Source organism: Streptomyces europaeiscabiei, assembly GCF_001550375.1.
In the GTDB taxonomy this organism is placed as follows: Bacteria; Actinomycetota; Actinomycetes; order Streptomycetales; family Streptomycetaceae; genus Streptomyces; species Streptomyces europaeiscabiei.
This window is the reverse complement of sequence record NZ_LRTR01000472.1, coordinates 1-20,370: the sequence shown is the minus strand read 5'-3', so window position 1 is coordinate 20,370 and position 20,370 is coordinate 1. Positions and strand designations below refer to the sequence as shown.

Here is a 20,370-nt window from a genome sequence, read left to right as displayed (position 1 = left end):
ATGCGCCTCTCCCGCCGCACCTTCCTCGCCGCCTCCACGGCAGCCACCGCCTCCACAGCCGCCACCGCGAGCCTCACCACCGCTCCCCCGGCCGAGGCGGCCCGCCAAGGGCTTCGTACCGGCTTCGAGCGTCTGGCCGCCGGCGGTTACCGAACCCTGGGCGGTCAGAGGGTCGGCATCGTCACCAACCCCACCGGCATCACCCAGGACGCCCGTCACATCGTCGACGTGATGCACGCCGACGACCGCGTGGACCTCACAGCCGTCTTCGGCCCGGAGCACGGCTTCCGGGGCACCGCCCAGGCCGGCGGCTCCGAGGGCCGCCACGACGACCCGGCGACCGGGCTGCCGGTCTACGACACGTACCTGAAGAGCGGCCGTCCCCTCGCGGACGTCTTCACCGCCTCCGGCGTGGACACGGTCGTCTTCGACATCCAGGACGTGGGAGCCCGCTTCTACACGTACATCTGGACGCTGTACGACTGCATGGAGGCGGCCCAGCTCGCCGGGAAGCGCTTCGTCGTACTGGACCGGCCGAACCCGATCACCGGGCGGAGCGCCCAAGGGCCCGTGCTGCACAAGGAGTTCGCGACGTTCGTCGGGCGGCAGCCCATCTCCCAGGCGCACGGGATGACGGTGGCGGAGCTGGCACGGCTGTTCAACGAGGAGTTCCTCACCACGCCCGTACCGCTGGAGACCGTACTGATGTCGGGGTGGAAGCGGTCGCGTTTCCACGACGACTCCGGGCTGCCCTGGGTGCCGCCGAGCCCGAACATGCCGACGCCGGACACCGCGCTCGTGTACGCGGGCACGTGTCTCTTCGAGGGGACGAACCTGTCGGAGGGGCGCGGCACCACGCGGCCGTTCGAACTGCTGGGCGCGGAGGGCGTCGACCGGAGGTGGGCGGCCGCCGCGAACGAGCTCGGGCTGCCCGGCGCGCACTTCAGGGAGGCCTACTTCGCGCCGACGTTCTCCAAGTTCCAGGGGAAGACCATCGGGGGCGTACAGATCCATGTCCACGACCGGGCCGCGTACGACCCGGTGCGCACCGGGATCGGCCTCCTGGTGACCGCCAGGAAGGTGTGGAGCGGCTTCGCCTGGCGTCCGGACAACTGGATCGACAAGCTGACCGGTTCGGCGCGGGTGCGGACGATGATCGACGCGGGGGCCGACACGGACGAGGTCGTGGCGGGCTGGCAGGAGGAGCTGGCGGCGTTCCGCAAAGTACGCAAGGAGTACTTGCTGTACCGGTAGTCGGTATCAAGAGCCCTACGTGACGTATGGCCATCCTTCGCCGTTGGCAGGACCATGCGCCTGAGCGCACCACCGACGGGAGCCGAAGGGGGCTCGTCATGGCGGATCCGGAAATGAGTGTGACTCCCTACTGGGAACTGACCTTCGACGCGGACGGCGACGTGGACACCGGTCAGCGGGACCGGCTGCTCGACGGGGTCCGCAGGCGCGGGGTCGTGGACCTGGTCGTCTTCGCCCACGGCTGGAACAGCGACCGGTCCGGTGCGACCCGCCTGTACAGCCGCTTCCTCGCCCCGTTCCCGGCGCTCGCGCCGCACGCGAAGCTGGGGTACGTGGGCGTGCTGTGGCCCTCGATGCGGTTCTCGGACGAGCCGATCCCCGACCTCGAGCCGGTCCCGGCCGTGGCGCCCAGCCGCCCCGCACTCGACAAGAACACCCGGCACGCGCTGGTGGAGGTCTTCCCCGGGAGGGCCACCGTGGTCGAGCAGCTCGCGCGGCTGCTGGACCAACGGCCGGACGAGGGCGCCTCGTTGGAGGAGTACGGGCGGCTCGTACGACTGCTGGTGGAGGTTGCGCCGCAGGGACCGCAGGGGTCGTTCACGGCGGACACCATCACGGAGGGGGTGCCGGAGGGCACACCCGGGATGCTGTGCGGGGACGCGGCGACGGTGTGCGCGGACTTCGCGGCGGCGCTGGCGGAGGTCGAGACCTCGGGGGTGATGACCGGGGCCGTACCCACCCCGCCGCAGGCCTGGGACGGTGCCCATGAACTCCTGCGTCAGGCCACGTACTTCGCGATGAAGCGCCGGGCGGGGACGGTCGGCGAGCGTGGGCTCGGGCGGCTGCTCGGGCGGCTCGCGCGCACGGCACCGAACGTGCGGGTGCACCTCGTCGGGCACAGCTTCGGCGCGCGTCTCGTGTCGTTCGCGCTGCGCGGGCTGCCCGAAGGGGTGCACACCGTGAAGTCGGTGACGCTCCTTCAGGCGGCCTTCTCCCACTACGCGTTCGCGGCGCGCCTGCCCCACGACCCGCGCGCGAGCGGCGTCCTGGACGGTCAGCACAAGCGCATCGACGGGCCGTTGGTGTGCTGTCACTCCAAGCACGACTCGGCGCTGGGCACGATCTACCCGCTCGCCTCCCGGATGGCGGGCGACGCGCGGACGGTGCTGGGCCTGAGCGTGAACAGCCTCCTCGGCGCCAAGTGGGGGGCCCTCGGCTACGGAGGGGTGCAGGCGGTCAAGGGCACCCGGTCGTTCAGGCTGGCCGACGCCCTCAAGGCCCAACTGCCGACGCAGGGCTGCGTGAACATCGACGCGGCGGCGGTGGTGAGACGCGGAGGCGCACCGTCCGGCGCCCACAGCGACATCTGCCACCAGGAGTTGGCGAGGGTGGTGCTGGCGGCGGGCCGTATCGCCTGACCACGGCCCGCCGCCTTCACTCTCGCCCGCTCACTCCTCGGCGCTCACCTGTGCGAGGTGAACTCCACGACCTGCTGGTACGTCGGCCGGTTCTGCCAGCTGATCTTGTTGTGCTTGATGCCTCCCAAGGGCTGCTGGATGATCGAGTCGGCGCACCACTGGTCGCCCGCCGAGCAGTACGCGTCACCGGGGTAGACCTGCGCGGCGGTCTTGGCGGCCGCCTCCTTGAGGGTGTTGATCAGCAGGGTGCGGCAGGCGCCGAGGCTGCCGCCGCCGCAGTACCGGTTCGCCAGCGGACCCCGTACGGTCTCGCCCAACACCGAGCGGATGTCCTTGTCGACGTAGCTCCACCAGCCGTACTGGAAGGAGCTGCCGGCGTGGGAGCCGGTCGGGCCGTGCGCGGCCGACGGGGACTCGTCGATGGGGAGGTTGGCGGTGATGGCGGTGTACAGGTCGGTACCGAGGCCCGGTTCGAACTCGGCCTTCACCAGCAGCGGCCACCAGGCGTCCAGGATGCGGATCGCCTCGGCGTTGGCGTAGGTCTTGGAGCCGGCGGAGGTCTCCGTGCGTTTGGAGCCGGAGGTGACCCAGGCCTGGAGCTTGGTGACCGCCGCGGCGGCCGCGGAGTCCGTGACCGTGCTGCTGTTGACGACCTTGAGCAGGTCCGGGACGACGTCCTCGGCCCGAAGGTCGGCCAGGCCCGCCTCGGCCATGGCCTTCGTCAGCGAGGCCCGGGTGACGCCGCCCGCGGCGACCAGCCGTTTCACCCGGTCGTCCAGGAGATTGCCGCGGTGGACGGAGCCGTTGCCCCAGGGGGCGGTGGTGTAGTCAGCGGCCTGCTTGTTGTTCCAGGAGATGTAGTAGTCCTGGTCCATGGAGTTGGGGTGGGCGGAGGGTGCGGTGTAGTCGGCGGTGTTGGTGGTGGGGTTCCAGTTCCGCCACTCGTTCGCCGACTGCGCCCAGGCGGGGAACTCGGGGTCGACGGTCGCGGCGCGCACCGGGTTGTCGCCGCTGTTGTAGTACGCGGTGCGGGTGGAGTCGGCGTAGAACCAGTTGAAGGTGTAGTTGATGTTCTGGACGGCCTTCTGGAAGGTCTCCGGGCCCTTGACGTAGTCCGGGTCGTTCAGCATCTGGAAGCCGATGATCGACTCGGCCTCGTTCAGGTACGAGGAGCGCAGGGTGGTGTAGGCGACCTTCTTGCCGTCGACCGTGGCGCGGTGCGTCACGGGGCCGTACTTGGTGCGCCAGACCTGCATGCGGTAGGAGCCGGCCGGGGTGGAGTCGGCGGTGGTGGGCTTCCAGGAGTTGGTCTGCTCGATCTTCTCCATGGCCGTGCAGGTGCCGTGGTACAGGTAGTGGACGTCGTCCTGGCACAGCTCGACCGCGTACGCGTCGATGATGTCCTGGCCGGAGGTGGTGGCGCTCCAGGCGTAGTCCTGGCCCCGGCCGAGTTCGATGTACATGCTCAGGCCTGCGAAGGAGGCGCCGCGGGCGCTGATGCCCGGTCCCTGGATCTCCTGGAGCATGAGCAGCTGCGGGGCGAAGTAACCGGTCTGGGGCCCGAAGACGGCGATGGGGTGGCCGCTCGCGGTGTGCTCGCCGCTGACGACGAGGGCGTTGGACATGCCGCGCCGGGCGGAGCTGAGGGCGCTGTCGGTGGCCTCGGTCGAGACGGTCGTGGAGGCTGCCGTGGCCGCGCTGCCGGTGCGGTCGTGGACCAGCGGCTCCTCGGTGACGGTGCCGTCGTCGGGCAGGGCCATGCCCTGCGGGTTCGCGGGCTTGGTGGCGTAGGGGAAGCTGCCGTCGTGGACGGTGAGGGCGGCCTCGGGGTCGTTGCGCTCGCGGAAGGACTCCCAGACCTTGGTGCCCTCGGTCACGCCGTACTTCTCCTGGGCGGCCAGCAGGGACAGGGCGTTGTTGACCTCGCCGCCGCCTCCCGAGCCGAAGAGGGCGCCGATGACGGAGGCCAGGGCGACCAGGTCGGTGGGCTTGAACTTCTCGATGGTGCCGGCGTTGGTGACGGAGTCCTTGTGGCCGGTCAGGACGTACTCGCCGGGGAAGTAGCGGCCGCTGTCGGAGGCGTCGATGTAGGCGTTGATGCCGGCGACGTAGGCGTTGACGTCGGCGAGGGCCAGCTGCCCGCGCTCGCCGTTGGAGGCCACCGCCCTGTCGATCTGGGCCTGGAGGTCGGCCTCGGTGTAGGGGGCGTGGCGCCAGAACTCCTGTTCCAGGCCCTGGTTGGACGCGGCGCCACCGGCGAACGGGGTCAGCTTGCCGCGGCCGACGTGCCGGAAGACGTCCATGAGCCACAGCCGGTCCTGGGCGGCCGCGTAGCCCGCGCCGAACTCGGTGCCGTAGCGCGTGGTGCCCGTGATGTGCGGCACACCGGTCTTCTTGTCACGGACGATCGTGACGTCGGTGCGGCCGGCCGGGCTCAGGGTGGAGGCGACCTGACCGGAGGGGACGCCGAAGGAGGCGTCGTTGAAGAAGGTGTTGATCGTGGAGTTGGTGAGACCCGAGTAGCCGGTGGCCAGGTTGTTGTAGGGGCCGAGCTGGTTGCTCGCGTTCTCCGGCATGGAGCCGAAGGCCTGGTTGAGGAGGACCTGGGCGAGGGTCGCGTTGCCGTTCTGACCGGGCGGCAGGATGTCGGAACACTGTCCGCCGCAGTGGTCGGTCACCGCCGCCGCCTCGACGACGGCGGCGGCGGTGTCGGCGGCCGCCGCTGGGGAAGCAGGGGAAAGAGGTGACAAAAGACCGGCAACGAGTGCGCATATGGAGGCGGCCTTGAGGAACTCCGGGAATCCACGGGGAGTTCTCAGTCTGTCGAGTGCGGTGCGTGAGGTGCGTGGGGTGCGCCAGGGCATGGCAGCTCCTCCTGACAGGGGTGGGCCGGATGTTACCGCCGGTATCCCCGGCTTTGAAGATGAACATGCGTCACGTTTTTTGGATCACCGCTACCGGACAGGTGACTGACAGCGTGAACAGGTACTCAGAAGTAGTCGTAAGCAGACGAGAAGAAGTCAGAGACAGTCAGACGTAGGCAGGAATGGTCCGTGAACGGCTCAGTAGACGACTTATGGAGGTCATCGGAAATCGGATGGAGCCGAATCGCGTGTCGATACGTCTATTCGGCGACGTCCCGACGACGACGCCGAAGTGACCGAAGTACAGGTGCAGGTGTGACGGAGGTGCAGGGCGATGGCCGGTTTCCGGAGTCTGGCAAGACAGGTGCGAGATCCCAGGTGCGATCTGGCACTGCGGCGCTATTCGCTGCGCAAGTGCCTTGAGAGGTTCGCCCCCTACGGGCATCGGGCGACATGGGACCACCTGTGCTCACGGGCCGGGTTCGGCCCCGAGGACCGCAACCCCGACCCGGCGCGGCTCGTGGCCGCACTGGAGGAGTTGGAGGAGGCCCGCTCCGTCTGGCTCGACTACGAGGTGCAGTTCGCGCAGCGCCGCAAGAAGGAGAAGCACGACGGGCTGCGCAGGCCGGGCACGGTCGACGACTGGCACCGGCTGACCTGGGGCGGGTTCGGGGTCGCCTGGTGCGACGACCCGAAGGTCCATCCCCGTGAACCGATGGCGGAGGTGCTGCGCCGGCTCATCGCCGCGCTGGAGCGCGAACCGGGCTCGACCTGCCCGGTGTGCGACGGCGAGCGCCTCGTCTGGATGTACGACCTGGCCCACGAACCGTCCTCGGGCCCTGCCTGCACGGAGTGCGGAATCGTGGTGCCACGACCGGTACTCACCTCCGAGGCCCTGGCGGAGTCCAGGCGCGGACGACTGCTGATCTCGGCGTAGCGCTGCGGGGGTGCGCCGGGGATGCCGCACCCCCGTGCATGAGCACGTACGGCGCACAGGTACGGCGCGCGGGCAGGGCGTGACGCCTACGGCTTCTTGACGTCCGTGTGGATGGCGAGCTTGAACTCGGCGAGGGTGAGCGTCGTGGCCCGCCTGGTGTCCCCCGACCCACGCGCGGATACCTTCAGCCCGAGCGGCATGCCCTTGTGCACGAACATCTGCCACATGTAGGTGCGGAACTGGCCGCCCCGCGTGGACGCGCTGTCCGTCGTGCCCGTCGAGTTGTACTTCTTCCTGGTCAGGTTCAGGGGATCACGCACGAAACGGGCCCGGTGCTCCAGCGTCCTCGGGTCCGCCTCCCAGAACACCATCGCCGAGAGCACGCCCCAGCCGTCATGGCTGGGCCAGATCAGTCCGGAGCGCGGATCGGGGAACTTCGACGCGGTGTCGCCGCCGTGCGCCGGGTCGTGCATCTTCCAGGGGTCGTAGGACTCCTCCGTCTTTTCGTACGGGAAGCGCACCAGGTGGTAGCCGTCGGAGTCGTAGGTGATCCTCTGGACGCCCGAGTGTGCCTTCTCCCACTTCAGCGAACATATGACGACGCTCATCAGCGCCCCTTCCCTTGCCGGAGGGCGTGCCGTACCACCCCCTCCGTGTCCATGACACAGCCTCGACGAAAGCGGTTGCACCGCAGGGGCGAAACGCGCCGGGGAGCGTCGATTCACAGGTTCTCGATTCACAGGTTCACAGGTTCACAGGTTCACAGGTTCACGGCAGGCGGTCCCGGCGCTCCGGCGCGGGCAGCCCGAGTACGCCGGCGCGCAGGGCGAGGCCGTAGTGAGTCGACGCGGTGCGCGAGATGCGCGTCGGCCTCCGGGCCCGCCGGCCAACGGTCGAGCAGCGGCACGACGGTGCCGAGGAGCGCGACGCAGGCCTCGAAGACGTCACCGACCGGCTGTGGCGGGCGGGCCTTCGCCAGGTTGTCCTCCCAGCAGGCATGGACGAACGCCTCGACGGCGGCGGCCTGTTCGGCGGGCCACCGGCGCCGGTCGACCTCGCTCAGCCCGAGGGGCTCCCACCCCCCGCGGACGGCCGGCGTGCCGTCCGCCAGTGCCCGCGCGCCCTGCGGCAGCAGTCGGCGCAGCGCGGCCGGGTGGTCGTCGAAGTGGTCACGCACTTCGACCATGTACCGCTCCAGCACGTCCTGCGGCACGCGCGTGTACGGCGTGCGGAGGTAGGCGGTCTCCGGTCTCCTCGGGCAGATGGCAGCGGCCGCACCCGGTCTCGTTCGGGCTGGTGAAGCCGTCGAAGATCGTGTCGATGTCGGCGAGTGCGGCCTCAAGGGCGGCTGAGAACAAGGGAGTCGATCCCGTCGGCACTCCGTGCCGTGCCCGTCCGGTCCCGTGTCCGGTGGCCGAAGATCGCGACCCTAGCAGCCGCAAATCCCCTCGCTCCACCCCTTTCCCGTAAGGACAGTTGGGTGCGATGAAACAGCCCTGAGCGACCCAGGAACCGAGGAGAGCCCCGATGTCGACGCTGCGTGTCACCGCCGAAGTGCTGACGATCCACGAACACCCCGACGCCGACGCGCTGGAACTGGCCCAGGTCGGCCTGTACCGAGCCGTCGTGGCGAAGGGCGCGTACCGCACCGGTGATACCGCCGTCTACATCCCCGAGCAGTCCGTGCTCCCGGCCGGGCTGATCGAGGAGCTGGGGCTGACCGGACGGCTCGCGGGGAGCGGGTCGGACCGGGTGAAGGCGGTACGGCTGCGGGGCGAACTGTCACAGGGCATCGTCTGCCGTCCGCGGGCGCTCGCGGACGTGGACCTGACGGCCGCAGTCTCGGACCGCACGGATTTCGCGGAGCGGCTCGGCATCGTCAAATGGGTACCGCCGATCCCGCCCACGATGAGCGGCGAGGTCGAGTCGGCGCCGGATCTGCTGCCCTGGGTCGACATCGAGAACATCCAGCGCTACCCCGACATCTTCACGCCCGGCGAGGAAATCGTCCTGACGGAGAAGCTGCACGGCACGGCCTGCCTGGTGACGTACTTCGCCGGGGACGGCCGCGTCCAGGTGTCCTCGAAGGGCTTCGGCTCGAAGTCCCTCGCGCTGAAGGAGGACCCGCGCAACCTGTACTGGCGTGCCGTCCACGGCCACAAGGTCGCCGAGGCCGCGACGCGGCTCGCCGAGCGGCTGGGAGCGCGCCGGGTAGGGATCTTCGGCGAGGTGTACGGCGCCGGGGTGCAGGACCTGTCGTACGGGGCCGACGGCCGTCGCGAGACGCTCGGGTACGCCGTGTTCGACGTCTCCGCCGACATCGGCGGCCAGGTCCGCTGGCTGGACTCGGCCGAGCTGTCCGAGCTGCTCGACGGCGAACTGCCGCTGGTGCCGAGGCTGTACGAGGGCCCGTACGCCATCGACCGGGTGCTGGAGGTGGCCACCGGCCGGGAGACGGTCTCCGGGCGCGATCTGCATCTGCGTGAGGGGGTCGTGATCCGGCCGGCCACCGAGCGGTACAGCCCGGTGACCGGCGGGCGGGCCGTCGCGAAGGCGGTCAGCCCGGCGTATCTGACCCGCAAGGGCGGCACCGAGTACGAGTGAGAACCAAGGACGGGTGACGACCAAGGACGGGTGAGACCAGACCTCCACGGGATTTCCGGGGGACTCGTGGGGCCCCCGGGGCCCGGGAGCCGCTCAGCGGCAGCTCCCGGGCTCCTTGTCCCTCTCCTGCTCCTCCTGCTCCTCCTGCTTCTCCTGCTTCTCCTGGCGTTCCTCCTGGTCGACCGCCCTCCGGCCCTCGACCAGGAGGCGGGAGCCGCTCTGCCGTTCGCCGACGACGTCGTCGGGGTTGGACAGCACGCAGGTGGCCAGGGACAGACAGCCGCAGCCGATGCAGTCGGTCAGGTGGTCGCGCAGCCGGTTGAGCTGCTTGATCCGCTCGTCCAGTTCGGACCGCCAGACCTCGGAGAGGTGGGACCAGTCCTCGCGGGTCGGCGTCCGCTCCTCGGGCAGCTCGGCGAGCGCCTCGCGGATGGTGGCGAGCGGGATGCCGACACGCTGCGCGGCCCGTACGAAGGCGACGCGGCGCAGGGTGTCGCGGCTGTAGCGGCGTTGGTTGCCCGCGGTGCGGCGGCTGCTGATCAGCCCCTTGGACTCGTAGAAGTGCAGCGCGGAGACGGCGGCACCGCTACGGGCCGACAGCTGGCCGACGGTCAACTCGTGGATCTTCTCAGGGATCTGGGGCACCCCTCCGACCCTACCCATACCCGATCGGGTCACGGTCCGTTGACAGGGACCGCACGGCCGACCATGCTAAGCAGTTGCTTAGACATTTGGCATCAGGGAGGCCGGGACATGGCAGAGCCGAGGATCTTCACCTCCGCCGAGGAACTGAAGGCGGCGGTGGGTGAGCAGCTGGGGTACAGCGACTGGCTGGAGGTCGACCAGAAGCGGATCGACCTCTTCGCCGAGGCCACCGGTGACCACCAGTGGATCCACGTGGACCCGGAGAAGGCGGCGGCCGGGCCCTTCGGGACGACCATCGCCCACGGCTATCTGACCCTGTCCCTGCTGCCGTTGTTCGTTCCGCAGGTGCTCAAGGTCGAGAACGTGAAGATGGGCGTCAACTACGGCACCAACAAGGTCCGTTTCCCCGGGCCGGTCCCCGTCGGCTCACGTCTCCGCGCCACCGCCACGCTCCAGGAGGTCGCCGAGGCGGGTGGCGGGGTGCAGGTCACGGCCGCCGTGGTCGTGGAACGCGAGGGCGGCGAGAAGCCTGTCTGCGTGGCGGAGTCGGTGTCGCGGTACTACTTCTGAGCCCCGGCGAGGGGGCGACGCGCGGCGCCGCCGCCGTCGTCACCCTCGCCGGGACCACCTTGGCCGGGATCAGGTCGGCCCGGACCGCTCAGGTCGGGGCCACCGCCCGGCCGGTCTGCGGTGAGATCATCCCGGCGCACAGGCCTCGGCCCGCCAGCCCCTGCGCGATACGCGGGATGGCAGCGAGCGTGTTCGCGGACCAGTCGTGCATGAGGATGACCTGGCCGTTGGTGAGCCGGGCGGCGGCCTGCACGATCGCGTCCGCACTGGCACCGTTCCAGTCCTGTGAGTCGACGTTCCAGATGATCTCGGTCAGGCCGTACCTGGCCGCGACCGATCTCACCGTCCCGTTGGTCTCACCGTAGGGCGGCCGGAACAGCTTGGGAGTGCCGCCGCCCGCACCGGCGATGGCCTGCTGGGTCCGGGAGATCTCCGAGTCGATCTGCGCCTGGCTCAGCCGTGTCAGGTGCGGGTGGGTGTAGCTGTGATTGGCCACCCACATGCGGGCGGCGACCTGGGCCCGGACCAGCGCCGGGTTGGCGGCGGCGTACTGGCCCTGGTTGAACATCGTGGCCCGCAGCCCGTTCCGCTGCAGTGCGCCGAGCAGGGCCGACGTGTTGCCGGACGGCCCGTCGTCGAAGGTCAGGCCGACGTACCCGTTGCAGGCGGCGGCCCGCTCCGGAGCCGCCGCGGCGGCCGTGAGCGTCAGGGGGACGGCACTCGCGACGGCCGTCGCGACGACGGCCAACCGCTTCCCCAGGACACGTAACGAGCGGCGTGGTCCGCTGTTCATGGCGCCACGGTGATGTTGGAGTTGCCGCTGCTCCGATACCCCTCGGTGGCCATGATCATGTAGTACCTGAAGCTGCCGAGGGGCATTCCGGCGCGTGCCCAGGCGTCGAAGTGGTTGCCGGTGGTGATGCTGCCGCCCGTCCGCCTCGACTGACGGACGCTCCAGTACTGGTCGAAGGTACGGTTGCCCTCGACTGACGGCGCGTTGTACCGCGTCGTCTTGTAGATGTCGTACGTGCCGCCGTCGCTGGTGACCGTGCCCTTGTACGTTCCCGTGGGCCGGTAGGTGCCCCAGTTGTCGACGATGTAGTACTCGACGAGCGGACTGGCCGTCCAGCCGTAGAGGGTCAGATAGGCGTTGCCGGACGGGTTGAACGAGCCCGAGTAGTTCACGGTCCTGCGGGAGCCGTTGCTCCAGCCCTTGCCCGCGACGAAGTTCCCGGTGTTGCTCCAGGAGGTCCGGTAATTGCCGCCGGAGGCCAGGGTCATGGAGACCGTGCCCGGGGAGTCGGTCCAGAACGAGTAGTAGAAGCCGTTGTCGGTGCCGGTCCGGTTGCTGGTGACGACCGTGTCCGCGTAGGCGGTGCCGGGCAGGGCCACCGCGGTCGCGGCGGCCAGCGCGGTCGTACAGAGACCGGTCATGAAGAGCCTGCGGCTCGGGGGCGGAGTGGGAGCGGGTGCGGATGCGTCGTTCATGTGCGCGTCCTCCTCGTGCTCGTGGGGGTTCGCCCTGTCACCCAGGGAGTGTTGGCCTGCCCCTGCCAACTGTCAATAGTTTCGGCATTGATCCCGAAACATTCGCTGGCTGCACCTGGGACGACCCACCACGACAACAGAAGGGAAGATCGGAAGTCCGGCCCACATCCTCGAATGTTTCGAAGGATGCTCCGACCGAAAGATGTTCACCGTCCGGCGCTCGGCGCCGGCTACTTCGTCGCGCCCACCATGCGCAGGACGAGGTCCGCATACAGGCTGCCGACCTCGTCGGGGGTTCGCGGGCCGTCGACGTTGAACCAGCGGGCGACGTCGATACAGAGGGAGAGGACGGCGATGGTGGTGCCGCGGACGTCGGGGACGTCGAAATCACCGGCGGCGACGCCGTCCTCGATGATGCCGCGCACGGCCGCGTCGTTCTCGCGGCGGAGGGTGACGATCTCGGCGCGGGCGTCGGGGCCGAGCGCGTCGAGCTCGTACTGGACGACGCGGGCCACGGTGTGCTGCCCGGCGTGCCAGCGGACGAAGGAGCGCACGGCCTCGGCGAGGCGGTCGGCCGGACTGCCCTCGGACTCGGCCGCGTTGCGCAGCACGTCGAGGGCCTTCTCGTGGCCGATGCGGCTGATCCGGTGGAGCAGCTCTTCCTTCGTCTTGTAGTGGATGTACAGCGCGGCGGGGCTCATGCCCGCGCGGCCCGCGATGTCACGGGTAGTCGTCGCGTGGTAGCCACGCTCGGCGAAGGCCTCCACGGCGGCCACCAGCAGCCGCCGGGCCGCGTCCGGGTTGACCTCGCCCCACGGCTGCGGCTCGCCGCCCGCCGCGTCCTCCGCCGTACTCATCGCTCGTTCGCCCCTTCCGATGGCTGGGCACCACCATACCGCCGAAAGGTGAGCGAGCGCTTAGAAGGCCCGCTCAGGGCTGTGCCGTACGGCACGTGCTGCGGGGCCGGGGCCTCTCAGAGCTTTTCGAAGGGGTCATGATCCGCGAGGAGCTTCTCCAGTCTGGCCTGGTCGACCCGGCTGACGATGCTCCCGGCCTCCTGTCGGTCGCGGATCACCTTGGCCAGGGTGAAGGTCGAGGTCACGAGGTAGAGCACCGCGATGGCCAGGAAGGCGCGGACCCAGGAATCGGCGTCGAGCCGGTAGATGCCGACGGTGGTGGCCGCCATGGCGACGGCGAAGGACGCGACGGCCTGGCCGTAGAAGGCCGCCGTGCTCTGCTGCTTGACCGGTGTCTCACTCATGGGGACATGGTTCGGCAGCTGTGGGCCGGACCACATCCGTAGGAGTACTCAGTCGGCGGGTCCTACGTACTCAGGCCGACCCGCATGCGGCTCAGAACGCCGAAACCCCCGTCAGCGCCCGCCCGATGAGCAGCTTCTGTATCTGGCTGGTGCCCTCGTAGAGGGTCATCACGCGGGCGTCGCGCAGGAGCTTTCCGGCCGGGTACTCGTCGATGTAGCCGTAACCGCCGAAGACCTGGAGGGCGTTGTTCGCGGCGCGGACGGCGGCCTCGGAGGCGAAGAGCTTGGCCTTGCTGGCCTCGGTGGCGAAGGGCTGCCCCCGGTCGACGAGGTCGGCGACACGCCAGGTCAGGAGCCGGGCGGCGTCGACGTCGACCGCGATGTCGGTGATGAGTTCCTGGACGAGCTGATGGTGGGCGATGGACTTGCCGAACTGCTCGCGCTCGGTGGCGTAGCGGATCGCGACGTCCAGTGCGGCCTGGGCGATGCCGACGCAGCCGGCCGCGACCGACATCCGGCCCTTGGCGAGCGCGGACATGGCGACGGTGAAGCCCTTGCCCTCCGGGCCGAGCATGGTGGAGGCGGGGACGCGGACCTCCTCCAGGACCAGTTCGGCGGTGGCCTGGCCGCGCAGGCCGAGCTTGCCGTGGATGGCGCGCCGGGTCAGGCCCGGGGTGTCGGTGGGAACGAGGAAGGCGGAGACACCCTTGTGGCCGGGGGCGTCGGTGGAACGGGCGAAGAGGAGGACGACATCGGCCCAGGTGCCGTTCGTGATGAACATCTTGGTGCCGCTGATGACGTAGTCGTCGCCGTCCCGGACGGCGCGGGTGGTGAGGTTGCCCGCGTCGGAGCCCGTGCCGGGTTCGGTGAGGCCGAAGCAGCCGACATGGTCCCCCGCCGTGAGCCCCGGCAGCCAGCGGCGCTTCTGCGCCTCGTCACCCCAGGCGGCGACGGTCTTCGCGACCAGGCCGAGGGAGACGGAGACGATGCCGCGCACGGAGGAGTCGCCTCGGCCCAGCTCCTCGGTGACCAGGCAGTAGGCGAGATGGTCGCCGCCGGAGCCGCCGTACTCCTCGTCGACGGTGAGGCCCAGGAAGCCGACCTCGCCGAGTTTCTTCACGACGGCCCGGTCGACCTCCTCCGCCCGGTCCCAGGCGATGACGTGCGGGGCGATCTCACGCTCCACGAAGTCTCTCGCGAGCCGGCGTACGGCGGTCTGCTCCTCGCTGAGCTCCAGGTTCACGCGGCCCGCCCCTCATCCATCCCCATTTAAATTACCACTGCTAGTTTTAGGGTGCAGCCCTACTATGTGCGCCATGGCCCGACCGCGCAAGCCCCTGCTGAGCACCGACCGCATCGTGGAGACGGCGCGGGCGCTGGTGGACGCGGAGGGGCTGGCGGCGGTCTCCACGCGACGACTCGCCGCCGAGCTGGGGGTGAGCGGGCCTTCCCTCTACAACCACTTCCGCACCATGGACCAGATCCTGGAGGCCGTCGCCGACTCGGTGAGCGCGCAGGTCGACCTGTCGATGTTCGAGGACGGTCGGGACTGGCGGACCGCGCTGCACGACTGGGCGGTCTCCTACCGGGCCGCCCTGCGCGACCACCCGAACATCGTGCCCGTCCTCGCCCGGGGGCCGGGCCGGCGGCCCGCGGGGCTGAAGGTCGCCGATGTCGTGTTCGGGGCCATGGTCGAGGCGGGGTGGCCGGCGGCGCAGGCCACGTCCGTCGGGGCGTTGATGCGGTACTTCATCATGGGGTCCGCGATCGGCTCGTTCGCCGGGGGGTTCGTGGACGACGAGAGCGCGTACGACCCTGCCGACTATCCCCATCTCGGGCAGGCCCATCTGCTGGCGGAGCAGCAACAGAGGGTGGACGAGCGGGCGTTCGAGGTGGGGCTGCGGGCGTTGCTGGACGGGCTGGAGCAGCAGTACGGGCAGGTCGGGCCCGTCAGGGGCGCGGGACCGTGAAGGGCGCGGGACCGTGACAGCTGCGGCTCCGCCGCGTGAGCGCGGCCGGCCACGAACCGCCCTCTGCGGCCGCGACACGACGTACCCTCCCGAGCAAGGCGTCCGAAAACCGCGAGCCTCCAGGTGCCGCCCCCGCCTAGCCTCGGCCCCATGACGAACGACTCCCGGTCCACGCCCACCCGCAAGGTCGAGCTGCTCGCGGCGGGGGCGGCCGCTGTCACCGTCGTGTTGTGGGCGTCGGCGTTCGTGTCGATCCGCAGCGCCGGGGAGGCGTACTCGCCGGGGGCGTTGGCGCTCGGGCGGTTGCTGGCCGGGGCGCTGGCGCTGGGGGCGATCTGGCTGGTGCGCCGGGAGGGGGTGCCGCCGCGGGCCGCGTGGCGGGGCATCGCGGTGTCCGGGGTGCTGTGGTTCGGGTTCTACATGGTCGCGCTGAACTGGGGCGAGCAGCAGGTCGACGCGGGCACGGCGGCGCTGGTGGTGAACATCGGGCCGATCCTCATCGCCCTGCTCGGCGCCCGGCTGCTGGGCGACACGATGCCGCCCCGGCTGCTCGCCGGCATGGCGGTGTCGTTCGCGGGCGCGGTCGCGGTGGGGCTGTCGATGTCCGGCGAGGGCGGGGCCTCCGTGCTGGGCGTCGTGCTCTGCGTGCTCGCGGCCGTCGGATATGCGGCCGGGGTCGTCGCGCAGAAGCCCGCGCTGGGCTCGGCGAGTCCGCTCCAGGTGACCACGTTCGGCTGTCTCGTCGGCGCTGTGGTCTGTCTGCCGTTCGCCGGGCAACTCGTGCGGGAGGCGGCGGACGCGCCGGTCACGGCGACCCTCAACATGGTGTACCTGGGCGTGTTCCCGACCGCCCTCGCCTTCACCACCTGGGCGTACGCGCTCGCCCGCACGACCGCGAGCCGGATGGGCGCGACCACGTACGCCGTGCCCGCGCTGGTCGTGCTGATGTCATGGCTGGCGCTCGGCGAGGTACCGGGGCTGCTCACGCTGGCCGGTGGCGCGCTGTGCCTGGCGGGAGTGGCGGTGTCACGGTCCCGGGCGCGGACGCGGGAGGTGGTGCCCGGCGCCGGGGCCGCGGCCCCGGATGTCGTTCCGGAACCGCGCCCCGGGCCGCCCCCGCGAGGCCGGAACCGGTCCGGCGGATCAGGTCGCGGGGGAAGCAGCGGAGCCTCATGAGCACAGTGAACGGGGTGTGGTGCGTCGAGCCGAGAGTCGGAGGAAGGCGTCGACGCGCCGAGGGTTCCTCCCTCTTGGGCGAAGCCGGACGCGGGGAGTCGGCGACCGGCGACAGCACCGCGGACTCGGCGTGGAACACCCCGAGTCCGCGACACGACCGCCGGACAGCCCCCGGCTAGCCGTCCGCTCGTGAACTCGCCCTCCCCGCGAGGATCTTGATCGACACGAGGGCGATCACCGAGAGCCCGATGATGTACGCGGACACCGCCATGGACGTGCCGGTCGCCTCCAGGAGGAGGACCATCAGGAACGGGGCGAGGCCGCCGCCGAAGACCGCCGCGATCTGGTAGCCGAGGGAGGCCCCCGTGTAGCGCATCTCGGGGGTGAACAGCTCGGCGAACAGGGCGGCTTGGGGCCCGTACATGATGCTGAGGAAGCAGCTGGCGACGAAGGTGCCGACGGCGAGCCACAGCAGGGAGCCGGTGTCGATGAGCAGGAACAGCGGGACGGCCCACAGGGCGATGCCGACCGCGCCGAACGCGTAGACGCGGATACGGCCGACACGGTCGGAGAGGGCCGCGGCGGCGGGGATGAGCACCAGCTGGGTGAGGCTGACGCAGAGGGAGACGGCGAGGACCGCACTGCGTTTCATGTCGAGTTCGCGGGTGGTGTAGTCGAGGACGCCGGTGATGAGGATGTAGAAGGTCGCGGTGTTCACGGCGAAGGAGCCGCCGGCCAGGAAGACCGTGCCGAGGTGACCGCGGAGGATCGTCCTGAGCGGGGAGCTCTGTTCGCCCTTCTCCTTCTCCGCCAACTCCCGTTCCGCCGCCCGGAACTCGGGGGTCTCCTCCACATGCCGGTGGATGTACCAGGCGAGGCCGAGGACGAACAGACCGACCAGGAAGGGCACCCGCCAGCCCCAGGCGGAGAAGGCCGAGTCGCTGGTGGTCGCGCCGACGACGAGGAACATGGTGTTGGCGCTCACCACGCCGATCGGGACGCCGAGCTGGACGAAGCTGCCGTACACCCCGCGCTTGCCCTCGGGGGCGTACTCGGTGGCCAGCAGCATCGCGCCGCCCCACTGGGCGCCGACGGCGACGCCCTGCGCGACACGGAGGAGGACGAGCAGGATCGGAGCGGCGATCCCGATCGTCTCGTACGTGGGGAGAAGTCCGATGGCGGTGGTGGCCAGACCCATCAGGGTGAGGGCCATGACCAGCATGGGCTTGCGGCCCCGCTTGTCGCCGAGGTGACCGGCGACGACTCCGCCGAGGGGGCGGGCGAGGAAGCCCACGGCGAAGGCGGCGAACGCGGCGAGCACTCCCGCGGAGGAGCTGCCGGCCGGGAAGTAGAGATCGCCCAGGACGAGGGCCGCGGCTATGCCGAAGACGAAGTAGTCGTACCACTCCACGGCCGAGGCGAGCGCAGCGGCGATGGCGACCTTGCGGTGGCTCTGGGGGCGGGGGGTGGTGGGCGTGGGCGTCGGGGGGACGGACGGGGTGGAAGGAGCGGTGTCCATGCGAGCACACTCCGGTGGGTGCGGGGACGTTCCGGGGAACGTACTGACCGGACGGTATGTAGGTCAACGGTCATGCATGGTCGAGTTCGCTCGAAGGGGGTGTTGTCGGCCGCGGGTGCGTGAGGGCCGGTCGTGCAGTTCCCCGCGGCCGGTCGTGCAGTTCCCCGCGGCTGGTCGCGCAGTTCCCCGCGCTCCTTGAACGCCTGGGGCGCGCCCGGAGCCTTCAGGGGCGCGGGGGAACTGCACGACCGGCCCCCGCTCACCCACAGTCGAATCAGAACGTGACCAGGGCCCGGCCGCCCTTGCCCGCTCGCATGTTGTCGAAGGCCGCCGGGATGTCGTCCAGGGAGATGCGGTCGGTCACCAGGGCGGCCAGGTCCAGACGGCCGGCCCTGACATGGTCCGCGAGGATCGGGACGTCGCGCGCCGGGTCGGAGTTGCCGTAGACGCAGCCGGAGAGGGTGCGGCCCCAGTGGAAGAGTTCCAGTGCGTTGAAGGTGACCTGCTGGTCCTTGCCGCCGATTCCGACGACCGTGGTGCGCCCGCCGCGCCGGGTGGACTCCCAGGCCGCCCGGATGGTGACCGCGCGGCCGACGCACTCCACCGCGACGTCCACACCCTGCTTGCCGGTCAGGGCACGGATCTCGCGGGCGGTGTGCTCGGAGGCGACGACGTACTCCGTGGCTCCCGCCGCACGGGCCAGCTCCTCCTTCGCCGACGAGACGTCCACGGCGACGATCCGGGACGCGCCCGCGATCCGAGCGGCCTGCAGCGCGGCCAGCCCGACACCGCCCGCCCCGAACACGGCGACGGTCTCGCCCCGGCGGACCCGCGCCGAGTGATGGACCGCGCCGTAGCCGGTGAGGACGGCGCAGCCGAGCAGGGCCGCGTCGGTGAGCGGGACGCCGTCCGGGGCGGGGAGCACGCACCCGGCGGCCACGACGGTCTCCTCCGCGAAGGCGGCCACGTTCAGGCCGGGATGGAGATCGGCACCGTCGGAGGCCCGCCGGGCGTACACGTTGCCCGCGCCGAGCAGCGCGTTCGCGCACAGCCACACCTCACCGAGCGAGCAGGCGTGACAACTCCCGCAGGCGGGAGCCCAGTTGAGGACGACGCCGTCGCCGGGCGAGACATGGGTGACCCCGTCGCCGACCGCGAGGACCGTGCCCGCGCCCTCATGGCCGAGCACGGCGGGCACCGGAACCCGCATGGTGCCGTCGGACAGCGACAGATCGGAGTGGCAGACCCCGGCGGCGGCGAGCCGCACCCGGACCTGGCCGGGCCCGGGGTCCGGCAGATCGATCCCGGTGATCTCCAACGGGGCACCGACGGCGGGCAGTACGGCGGCACGAACGGCCATGGGGACGACTCTCCTACGCTCGCTGGAAGACGACTCGCTCGGACCGGCAGGCTCGGGACGGTTCGTCCGACGACACCGGCCCTCGACCGGCACCGCTTCGCAACCGCCCCCCGTCGGCCCGAACCCGCTCAGAACTGAAGGGACTTGGTCTGCAGGTACTCGCTCAGACCGTGCGCGCCGAGTTCGCGGCCCACTCCCGACTGCTTGTAGCCGCCGAAGGGGGCCAGCGGGTTGAAGCGCCCGCCGTTGATGTCCACCTGGCCGGTGTCCATGCGGCGGGCGAAGGCCACGGCCTCGGTGTCGTCACCGGCCCAGACGGCGCCGGCCAGCCCGTAGACCGTGCCGTTGGCGATCCGCAGGGCGTCCTCCTCGTCCTCGTAGCGGAGGATCGACAGGACCGGGCCGAAGATCTCCTCCTGGGCGACGGTCATCTCCGGGGTCACGTCGGCGAGGACGGTGGGGCTGACGAAGTAGCCCTGCTCGCGCGGGGGTTCGGCACCGCCGGCGATCAGGCGGGCGCCCTCGGCGACACCCTTCTCGATGTAACCCCGCACCCGCGCCTGCTGCTTGGCGTTGACCAGCGGGCCGATGCGGTCGCCGTACTTCGCGGCGGCCTGGGCGGCCAGTTCTACGGCCTCGTCGTACTGGGAGGTGTGGACGAGCATGCGGGTCCAGGCGCTGCACGTCTGGCCGGAGTTGGACATGACGTTGGCGACGCCGACGCCGACCGCCTTGGTCAGGTCGGCGCTCGGGAGGATCACGTTGGCGGACTTGCCGCCGAGTTCCAGGGCCACCTTCTTGATGGCGGCTCCGGCGGTCGCGGCGATGCGCCGGCCCACCGCCGTGGACCCGGTGAAGGAGACCAGGTCGACGCCGTCGTGCTCGGCGAGGGCCTGCCCGGCGACCGGGCCGAGACCGGTGACCAGGTTGAACACCCCGGCGGGTACGCCCGCCTCGTGGACGGCCTCCGCGAAGAGCTGGGCGATCAGCGGGGTGTCCTCGGCGGGCTTGAGAACGACCGTGCAGCCCGCGGCGAGGGCCGGGGCGACCTTGGCGACGATCTGGTGGAGCGGGTAGTTCCAGGGGGTGATCGCGCCGACGACACCGATGGGCTCGTGGTGGACGGTCGAGTTGCCGACCTTCTCCTCGAAGGCGTGCCGCGCGGCCAGGTCGGCGTACGAACCGGCGACCGCGACCGGCAGGTCCGCGTGCACCCGCTGGGAGAACGGCAGCGGCGAGCCGAGCTCCGCCGTCACCGTCTCGGCGATCTCCTCCCGGCGCGCGGCGAGCGCGTCGCGCAGCGC

At 70.6% G+C, this 20,370-nt stretch carries 19 protein-coding genes; 7 read left to right on the top strand and 12 right to left on the bottom strand.

Annotated features, from left to right (window positions below; genetic code table 11):
- Together AWZ10_RS22985 and AWZ10_RS22980 are read left to right on the top strand one after the other, a co-directional pair.
- Positions 1-1,254, top strand: coding sequence for an exo-beta-N-acetylmuramidase NamZ family protein (locus AWZ10_RS22985; protein ID WP_046702987.1), 1,254 nt, complete (start codon positions 1-3; stop codon positions 1,252-1,254).
- Between the two features lie 98 nt (positions 1,255-1,352).
- A complete protein-coding gene (locus AWZ10_RS22980; RefSeq protein WP_046702986.1) occupies positions 1,353-2,672 on the top strand; it encodes a hypothetical protein in 1,320 nt (439 codons plus the stop codon).
- Between the two features lie 44 nt (positions 2,673-2,716).
- On the opposite strand, the gene AWZ10_RS22975 is transcribed toward AWZ10_RS22980, so the two are convergent.
- Positions 2,717-5,536, bottom strand: a complete 2,820-nt coding sequence (locus AWZ10_RS22975; protein ID WP_060891950.1) for a penicillin acylase family protein — start codon at positions 5,534-5,536, stop codon at positions 2,717-2,719.
- Positions 5,537-5,870: 334 nt separating this feature from the next.
- Between AWZ10_RS22975 and AWZ10_RS22970 the strand changes: the two genes are divergently transcribed.
- On the top strand, positions 5,871-6,473 hold the full coding sequence (locus tag AWZ10_RS22970) for a hypothetical protein (protein WP_046702984.1): 603 nt from the start codon (positions 5,871-5,873) through the stop codon (positions 6,471-6,473).
- A gap of 86 nt (positions 6,474-6,559) precedes the next feature.
- On the opposite strand, the gene AWZ10_RS22965 is transcribed toward AWZ10_RS22970, so the two are convergent.
- A complete protein-coding gene (locus tag AWZ10_RS22965) occupies positions 6,560-7,081 on the bottom strand; it encodes a hypothetical protein (protein WP_046702983.1) in 522 nt (173 codons plus the stop codon).
- A 152-nt stretch (positions 7,082-7,233) separates the two neighbouring features.
- Positions 7,234-7,686 carry a hypothetical protein gene (locus tag AWZ10_RS22960; protein WP_060891949.1) on the bottom strand — a complete coding sequence of 151 codons (453 nt, stop codon included), beginning with the start codon at positions 7,684-7,686 and terminating at the stop codon, positions 7,234-7,236.
- 314 nt (positions 7,687-8,000) lie between these two features.
- Here AWZ10_RS22960 and AWZ10_RS22955 point away from each other — a divergent pair, with 314 nt between their 5' ends.
- Positions 8,001-9,077 carry an RNA ligase (ATP) gene (locus AWZ10_RS22955; RefSeq protein ID WP_060891948.1) on the top strand — a complete coding sequence of 359 codons (1,077 nt, stop codon included), beginning with the start codon at positions 8,001-8,003 and terminating at the stop codon, positions 9,075-9,077.
- 93 nt (positions 9,078-9,170) lie between these two features.
- Here AWZ10_RS22955 and soxR read toward each other — a convergent pair whose 3' ends face one another.
- Positions 9,171-9,722 carry a redox-sensitive transcriptional activator SoxR gene (gene soxR, locus AWZ10_RS22950; protein ID WP_060891947.1) on the bottom strand — a complete coding sequence of 184 codons (552 nt, stop codon included), beginning with the start codon at positions 9,720-9,722 and terminating at the stop codon, positions 9,171-9,173.
- Positions 9,723-9,830: 108 nt separating this feature from the next.
- On the opposite strand from soxR, the gene AWZ10_RS22945 reads away from it, so the two are divergent.
- Entirely contained in the window at positions 9,831-10,292 is a 462-nt protein-coding gene (locus AWZ10_RS22945) for a MaoC family dehydratase (RefSeq protein ID WP_037701959.1), read from the top strand.
- A gap of 88 nt (positions 10,293-10,380) precedes the next feature.
- Here AWZ10_RS22945 and AWZ10_RS22940 read toward each other — a convergent pair whose 3' ends face one another.
- The 5 genes from AWZ10_RS22940 to AWZ10_RS22920 form a co-directional block, all read right to left on the bottom strand.
- Positions 10,381-11,085, bottom strand: coding sequence for a polysaccharide deacetylase family protein (locus AWZ10_RS22940; RefSeq protein WP_060891946.1), 705 nt, complete (start codon positions 11,083-11,085; stop codon positions 10,381-10,383).
- Positions 11,082-11,780 carry a glycoside hydrolase family 11 protein gene (locus tag AWZ10_RS22935; protein WP_046702979.1) on the bottom strand — a complete coding sequence of 233 codons (699 nt, stop codon included), beginning with the start codon at positions 11,778-11,780 and terminating at the stop codon, positions 11,082-11,084. The genes AWZ10_RS22940 and AWZ10_RS22935 overlap by 4 nt, the downstream gene beginning before the upstream one ends.
- A 230-nt stretch (positions 11,781-12,010) precedes the next feature.
- On the bottom strand, positions 12,011-12,637 hold the full coding sequence (locus tag AWZ10_RS22930; RefSeq protein ID WP_046702978.1) for a TetR/AcrR family transcriptional regulator: 627 nt from the start codon (positions 12,635-12,637) through the stop codon (positions 12,011-12,013).
- A 116-nt stretch (positions 12,638-12,753) separates the two neighbouring features.
- Complete coding sequence (locus tag AWZ10_RS22925; RefSeq protein WP_037702294.1) at positions 12,754-13,041, bottom strand: YiaA/YiaB family inner membrane protein; 288 nt, start codon at positions 13,039-13,041, stop codon at positions 12,754-12,756.
- Positions 13,042-13,132: 91 nt separating this feature from the next.
- Positions 13,133-14,284 carry an acyl-CoA dehydrogenase family protein gene (locus AWZ10_RS22920; protein WP_046702977.1) on the bottom strand — a complete coding sequence of 384 codons (1,152 nt, stop codon included), beginning with the start codon at positions 14,282-14,284 and terminating at the stop codon, positions 13,133-13,135.
- 73 nt (positions 14,285-14,357) lie between these two features.
- Between AWZ10_RS22920 and AWZ10_RS22915 the strand changes: the two genes are divergently transcribed.
- Both AWZ10_RS22915 and AWZ10_RS22910 read left to right on the top strand, forming a co-directional pair.
- Positions 14,358-15,011, top strand: coding sequence for a TetR/AcrR family transcriptional regulator (locus AWZ10_RS22915; RefSeq protein WP_046702989.1), 654 nt, complete (start codon positions 14,358-14,360; stop codon positions 15,009-15,011).
- Positions 15,012-15,161: 150 nt separating this feature from the next.
- The gene (locus AWZ10_RS22910) at positions 15,162-16,187 is read left to right on the top strand and encodes a DMT family transporter (protein ID WP_060891945.1); all 1,026 of its coding nucleotides are present in this window, start codon (positions 15,162-15,164) and stop codon (positions 16,185-16,187) included.
- Positions 16,188-16,362: 175 nt separating this feature from the next.
- Here the strand turns inward: AWZ10_RS22910 and AWZ10_RS22905 are convergent, their stop codons facing one another.
- The 3 genes from AWZ10_RS22905 to AWZ10_RS22895 all read right to left on the bottom strand — a co-directional run.
- Positions 16,363-17,706 carry an MFS transporter gene (locus AWZ10_RS22905; protein WP_060891944.1) on the bottom strand — a complete coding sequence of 448 codons (1,344 nt, stop codon included), beginning with the start codon at positions 17,704-17,706 and terminating at the stop codon, positions 16,363-16,365.
- A gap of 274 nt (positions 17,707-17,980) precedes the next feature.
- Positions 17,981-19,066 (bottom strand): Zn-dependent alcohol dehydrogenase, encoded by a 1,086-nt coding sequence (locus AWZ10_RS22900; protein ID WP_060891943.1) that lies wholly within the window; start codon positions 19,064-19,066, stop codon positions 17,981-17,983.
- Positions 19,067-19,194: 128 nt separating this feature from the next.
- Positions 19,195-20,370: aldehyde dehydrogenase family protein (locus tag AWZ10_RS22895; RefSeq protein ID WP_060891942.1), on the bottom strand; the 1,176-nt coding region annotated here is incomplete at its 5' end.

Excerpts from the sequence above, each read along its gene's own strand:
- AWZ10_RS22985 (WP_046702987.1), top strand. The coding sequence starts at position 1 with ATGCGCCTCTCCCGCCGCACCTTCCTCGCCGCCTCCACGGCAGCCACC.
- AWZ10_RS22980 (WP_046702986.1), top strand. The coding sequence starts at position 1,353 with ATGGCGGATCCGGAAATGAGTGTGACTCCCTACTGGGAACTGACCTTC.
- AWZ10_RS22975 (WP_060891950.1), bottom strand. The coding sequence starts at position 5,536 with ATGCCCTGGCGCACCCCACGCACCTCACGCACCGCACTCGACAGACTG.
- AWZ10_RS22970 (WP_046702984.1), top strand. The coding sequence starts at position 5,871 with ATGGCCGGTTTCCGGAGTCTGGCAAGACAGGTGCGAGATCCCAGGTGC.
- AWZ10_RS22965 (WP_046702983.1), bottom strand. The coding sequence starts at position 7,081 with ATGAGCGTCGTCATATGTTCGCTGAAGTGGGAGAAGGCACACTCGGGC.
- AWZ10_RS22955 (WP_060891948.1), top strand. The coding sequence starts at position 8,001 with ATGTCGACGCTGCGTGTCACCGCCGAAGTGCTGACGATCCACGAACAC.
- AWZ10_RS22945 (WP_037701959.1), top strand. The coding sequence starts at position 9,831 with ATGGCAGAGCCGAGGATCTTCACCTCCGCCGAGGAACTGAAGGCGGCG.
- AWZ10_RS22940 (WP_060891946.1), bottom strand. The coding sequence starts at position 11,085 with ATGAACAGCGGACCACGCCGCTCGTTACGTGTCCTGGGGAAGCGGTTG.
- AWZ10_RS22935 (WP_046702979.1), bottom strand. The coding sequence starts at position 11,780 with ATGAACGACGCATCCGCACCCGCTCCCACTCCGCCCCCGAGCCGCAGG.
- AWZ10_RS22930 (WP_046702978.1), bottom strand. The coding sequence starts at position 12,637 with ATGAGTACGGCGGAGGACGCGGCGGGCGGCGAGCCGCAGCCGTGGGGC.
- AWZ10_RS22925 (WP_037702294.1), bottom strand. The coding sequence starts at position 13,041 with ATGAGTGAGACACCGGTCAAGCAGCAGAGCACGGCGGCCTTCTACGGC.
- AWZ10_RS22915 (WP_046702989.1), top strand. The coding sequence starts at position 14,358 with ATGGCCCGACCGCGCAAGCCCCTGCTGAGCACCGACCGCATCGTGGAG.
- AWZ10_RS22910 (WP_060891945.1), top strand. The coding sequence starts at position 15,162 with ATGACGAACGACTCCCGGTCCACGCCCACCCGCAAGGTCGAGCTGCTC.
- AWZ10_RS22905 (WP_060891944.1), bottom strand. The coding sequence starts at position 17,706 with ATGGACACCGCTCCTTCCACCCCGTCCGTCCCCCCGACGCCCACGCCC.
- AWZ10_RS22900 (WP_060891943.1), bottom strand. The coding sequence starts at position 19,066 with ATGGCCGTTCGTGCCGCCGTACTGCCCGCCGTCGGTGCCCCGTTGGAG.